The organism is Thermovirga lienii (assembly GCF_036847465.1).
Classification (GTDB): domain Bacteria; phylum Synergistota; class Synergistia; order Synergistales; family Thermovirgaceae; genus Thermovirga; species Thermovirga lienii.
In genome coordinates this window covers 1-4,315 of record NZ_DAITZW010000063.1, presented here as the reverse complement: position 1 = coordinate 4,315, position 4,315 = coordinate 1, and the positions used below count along the sequence as shown (strand labels likewise).

Here is a 4,315-nt window from a genome sequence, read left to right as displayed (position 1 = left end):
TTGAAAATGTCCTTTATTATTATGGGCGCCAAGCCAAGAGAAGGTTCGTCAAGCAAAAGTAGCTTAGGTCTCGACATGAGGGCTCTCCCAATTGCCAGCATTTGCTGTTCCCCTCCCGAAAGGGTGCCGGCATGCTGGTTCCTTCTTTCCTGTAGCCTTGGGAACAGCGAGTATACCCACTCGAGGTCACGTTCGATGTTCTCCCTGTCCTTGCGGGGGAAAGCCCCCATCATTAGGTTCTCATAAACTGTAAGAGGAGCGAACACTTTACGTCCCTCAGGGGAAAGAGACACTCCCTGGGCTACCACCTGATAGCTTTTCTCGGCCAAGGGTTTGCCTTCAAGGAGAATATTTCCGCTTTGTCTTTTGACCATTCCCATTATGGCGTTCATCAACGTGCTTTTGCCAGCACCGTTTGCCCCTATGACGCAGACTATCTCGCCTTTGTCTATGTGCAGGCTTAGGTTTCTTACCGCCCTTATAGCTCCGTAGCTTACGTTCAAATTCTCTATAACCAGAAGGGGTTCTTTTGAGTTCAACTTTATTCCACCTCCTCTCCAAGATAGGCGCGAAGGACCTCAGGGTGATTTTGGACTTCAGTAGGTGTCCCGTCGGCTATCTTGGCTCCGAAGTTTATGCATATTACATGGGGGCATATTTCCATTACGAGCTCCATGTGGTGTTCTATGACCAGTATGGTCAGGTCGAAGGTTTTGTGTATATCCTTTATGAGCAGGTTCAATTCCTGAACTTCTTCAGGGTTCATCCCTGCAGCAGGTTCGTCAAGGAGTAAAAGCTCAGGCTTGAGGGCCAGGGCCCTGGCTATTTCGAGCCTTCTCTGGTGTCCATAGGGCAGAGTGCCGGCGGCTTGATATGCCCTATCGGCCAAACCCACCTTTTCCAGGAGTTCCAGGCTTTCCATCTTGATTTCCCGCTCAGTGGCTTTCCATCTGCCTAGGTGAGTTACAGCCTCCAAGAAGCTGTAGTTGTGGTGTTGCTGGCAAGCAGTCATTACGTTTTCCAGGGCAGTGGAGCGAGGAAATAGCCTAAGGTTCTGGAACGTTCTGGCTATGCCCTTTCGTATCACTTCGTAAGTTTTGAGGCCAGTTATGTCCTCTCCCTTAAATGTAATGTGTCCGCTGTCGCAGTCGTACACGCCGGTTATGAGGTTGAAGATTGTAGTTTTTCCTGCGCCGTTAGGTCCTATGAGGCCGGCCAACTCGCCCTTCTTGAGGGAGAAAGTCATGTCGTTGACGGCATGGACTCCACCAAAGAATTTGTTGACGTTTTCAAGTTCCAGGATGTAAGACGACATTACATTTTCCCCCCTTCGGCAGATTGAGATTTTTCCTTTCTGAAGAGGTTCAATATGAGTCTGGGATGGAGTTCGTGCTGACCCATTATGCCTTCGGGGCGGAAAATCATTATCAACACTATAACGGCACCGTAGATGAGCATCCTATATTGGGATATGGGCCTGAAAAGCTCCGTAACCAGGGTGATTATGGTGGTGCCTATGAGCGTTCCGCTCAATGAACCCAATCCTCCAAAAACTACAACTGCAGTGAGCTCTGTGGACTTGAGCATATCGAACATGATGGGTTGAATGAACGACAAGAACCCTGCAAGCAGGGCGCCGCTTATTCCGCAGTAAAAAGCCGAGATGGCAAGGCTTAATACCCTGTAGTGGGCGGTGTTGAATCCAAGAAGCGAGGCAGCTATGTAGTCATCTCTGCTTGCTTTGAAGGCCCTACCATACTTTCCGTTCAGTAGGAAGAACATGGCCGTTGCCATAACCACAAAGAATATTAATGCCACTGGCAAGGATGTATATATGGGAATACCAGGTATACCTCTAGAGCCCCTCGTGAGGGATTGCCAGTTCTCAAGAACGAGCCTAATGGCCTCTCCTAGGCCTATAGATGCAATGGCGTAATAGTCTCCCATGAGCTTAAGGGTGGGGATACCCACCAGCCAGGCTATAAGCATTGCGCCGGCTCCTCCCAGCAATACGGCCGCCAGCCAATGGAATCCTGCTTTTATTATCAATAAGGAAGAAATATACGCTCCCAAGGCCATATAACCGGCGTGGCCTAAAGTGAATATGCCGGTGAATCCTGTTAGAAGGGAGACTCCCATGGCCGCGATGGAGTTTATACAGAGCAAGATTATTATACCGTCAATGTAGCCACCAAACACGTAAATACCTCCCTCCTATACTTTCTCTTTTACTTCTTTGCCAAAGAGCCCGCTGGGCCTAATCAGCAAAGTTACTATCAAAAGCAAGAAAACTACAAGGTCTCTCATCTGGCTGGAAATGAAACCCGCTGTGAGCATTTCCGCAAGGCCCAAAATAAGGCTTCCCACCACAGCTCCGGGAAGGGAACCTAGGCCGCCAATTACCGCTGCTATAAAGGCTTTTATGGTTATCAAACCAAGCTGAGGATACAATGTGTACCTGGCAGATAAGAATATACCTCCCACAGCTGCTAAAACCCCTGCTACGAAAAAGACTATGGATACTAGTCTGTTGACGTTTACTCCCATGAGCCCTGCTACTCTGAGGTCGTAGGCCGCGGCCCTTATGGCAAGCCCCCATTTAGTCCTGGTGAGGAAAAGCTGTAGGCAGCCCAAGAACACCACCGCCGTAACAAGGGATAGGATGTCGAACATGCTTGTCGTTGCAACCCCCAGAACGTTCACTGGCTTGGTGGGGATGACAGGGGGCAGAGCTCTGAACCGACCTCCCGCCAAGATGACGAAGATGTTCTCAATCACTATGCTCATGCCCATGGAAGCAATGAGGAGGTACAGGGTTATGTTAGTTCGCTCCCTTATGGGTTTGTAAGCAATTCTCTCTGTCAGTATGGCCGATATGCCTGCTCCCAACATGGCGGCCAGTCCAGCCACCCATATATTTGCCCCTGCTGTTCTGAGAATGAAATAGCAGATATACCCCCCTATGACCAAAAAACCCCCATGTGCAAAGTTTGAGAAAAGAAGTATGGAGTAGACCAAGGAATATCCGACGGCTATGAGGGCGTAAACGGATCCTAGAGAAAGGCCGTTTATGATTTGTTGTAAAAGGGTCTGCAATATTTACCACCTCTTTCTTGCCTGAAGTATTTAAAAAGGCGGGCCCTCGAGGCCCGCCTTCTAGCGGTTAGGGCTATATGCACGTGAAAAGATTATTCTGGTCTTACCTTCTTGTAGAATCTTCCTTTGCCGTCTTTAGCTACGAGGACAACTCCGTCTTTGTCCTTAGGATTGTGAAATTCGTCCATGGTAATTACTGCGTGATGCAGTTGGAGACCTTTCGTTTCAGCGAGGGCCTTAGCTATGGCATCAGCATCAGCCTTGCCAGCTCTCTTAACGGCATCCGCCAAGAAATAGACGGCGTCATAAGCCAGAATGCCGTTTACGAACTCCTTACATTCGTCGTTGTATTTTTTCTTGTAGGCTTCAAAGAAAGGCTGCATTGCAGGATCTTCAGGAGATACGTGGTTGATCCAGTAGGAGTTTTCCATGGCATCTCCAGCTATCTCCCACATGAACTCTCCGTAGCCATCGCCGCCCACAAAGATTATGTCGTTCATGCCAAGCTCCCTGGCCTGTTTCATTATGAGGGCCATCTCCTTGCCCATGTTGGGCAGCACGAGGACTTCAGCGCCGCTGTTGCGGATCTCGGTGAGCTGTGCCCTAAAGTCCACATCTTGTCCACCTCTAAAGCCCAGGTCCGCCACGACTTTTCCACCGTAGCCTTCGTAGCTCTTTATGAAGAACTCACGGAGACCCTGGGAGTAGTCGCTGCTGACATCGTAGAGGATGGCTGCTTTGAGCTTGCCAAGGTCCTTGGCCGAGAAGTAGGCAATTAGTTTACCCTGATAAGGGTCTGTGAAGCATACTCTGAAGGAGTAGGGCCTTACCTTGCCGCTTTCGTCCATGGTTACATATGGGTTCGTGGAAACTGTGCCGATCTGGGGAACTCCCGCCTGGTTGACCACTGGAGCAGTGGCGATGTTGACTCCGCTGCTGTTGGCGCCAACTATGGCTACTACCTTGTCCTGGTTGATCATTCTCCTGACGGCGTTCACCGCGTCTTCCGGTCTTGAGCGGAAGTCATAGGGAACAAGCTCCAACTTCAAATTGCCCAACGTTCCAGAAGCGTTGATTTCCTCCACGGCCAGCTGGGCAGATTTCAATTCGGTCTGACCGTAAGCTGCCCAGTCTCCTGTGAGTGCTGCAAGGTAGCCTACTTTGACTACCTCTTCCGCCATGGCGGCACCCATGAACAGGGTCAAAGAAAATGCCGCAA

At 49.9% G+C, this 4,315-nt stretch carries 5 protein-coding genes; all 5 read right to left on the bottom strand.

What is annotated here, in order from left to right; all coding sequences use genetic code 11:
* A partial coding sequence (locus tag V7Z69_RS09545) for an ABC transporter ATP-binding protein (protein ID WP_334139758.1) occupies positions 1–539 on the bottom strand: 539 nt, incomplete at its 3' end.
* A 2-nt stretch (positions 540–541) separates the two neighbouring features.
* Positions 542–1,315, bottom strand: a complete 774-nt coding sequence (locus V7Z69_RS09540; protein ID WP_014162846.1) for an ABC transporter ATP-binding protein — start codon at positions 1,313–1,315, stop codon at positions 542–544.
* Positions 1,315–2,139 (bottom strand): branched-chain amino acid ABC transporter permease, encoded by an 825-nt coding sequence (locus V7Z69_RS09535; RefSeq protein ID WP_416376425.1) that lies wholly within the window; start codon positions 2,137–2,139, stop codon positions 1,315–1,317. Before V7Z69_RS09535 ends, V7Z69_RS09540 begins: the two co-directional genes overlap by 1 nt.
* A 75-nt stretch (positions 2,140–2,214) precedes the next feature.
* A complete protein-coding gene (locus V7Z69_RS09530) occupies positions 2,215–3,096 on the bottom strand; it encodes a branched-chain amino acid ABC transporter permease (protein WP_014162848.1) in 882 nt (293 codons plus the stop codon).
* 92 nt (positions 3,097–3,188) lie between these two features.
* A complete protein-coding gene (locus V7Z69_RS09525) occupies positions 3,189–4,289 on the bottom strand; it encodes an ABC transporter substrate-binding protein (RefSeq protein WP_334139759.1) in 1,101 nt (366 codons plus the stop codon).
* Positions 4,290–4,315: the final 26 nt, after the last annotated feature.

What these genes read in the sequence shown, in the direction of transcription:
- V7Z69_RS09525 (WP_334139759.1), bottom strand. Translation starts at nt 4,289, where the DNA reads ATGGGTGCCGCCATGGCGGAAGAGGTAGTCAAAGTAGGCTACCTTGCA.
- V7Z69_RS09540 (WP_014162846.1), bottom strand. Translation starts at nt 1,315, where the DNA reads ATGTCGTCTTACATCCTGGAACTTGAAAACGTCAACAAATTCTTTGGT.
- V7Z69_RS09535 (WP_416376425.1), bottom strand. Translation starts at nt 2,139, where the DNA reads ATGGGAGTCTCCCTTCTAACAGGATTCACCGGCATATTCACTTTAGGC.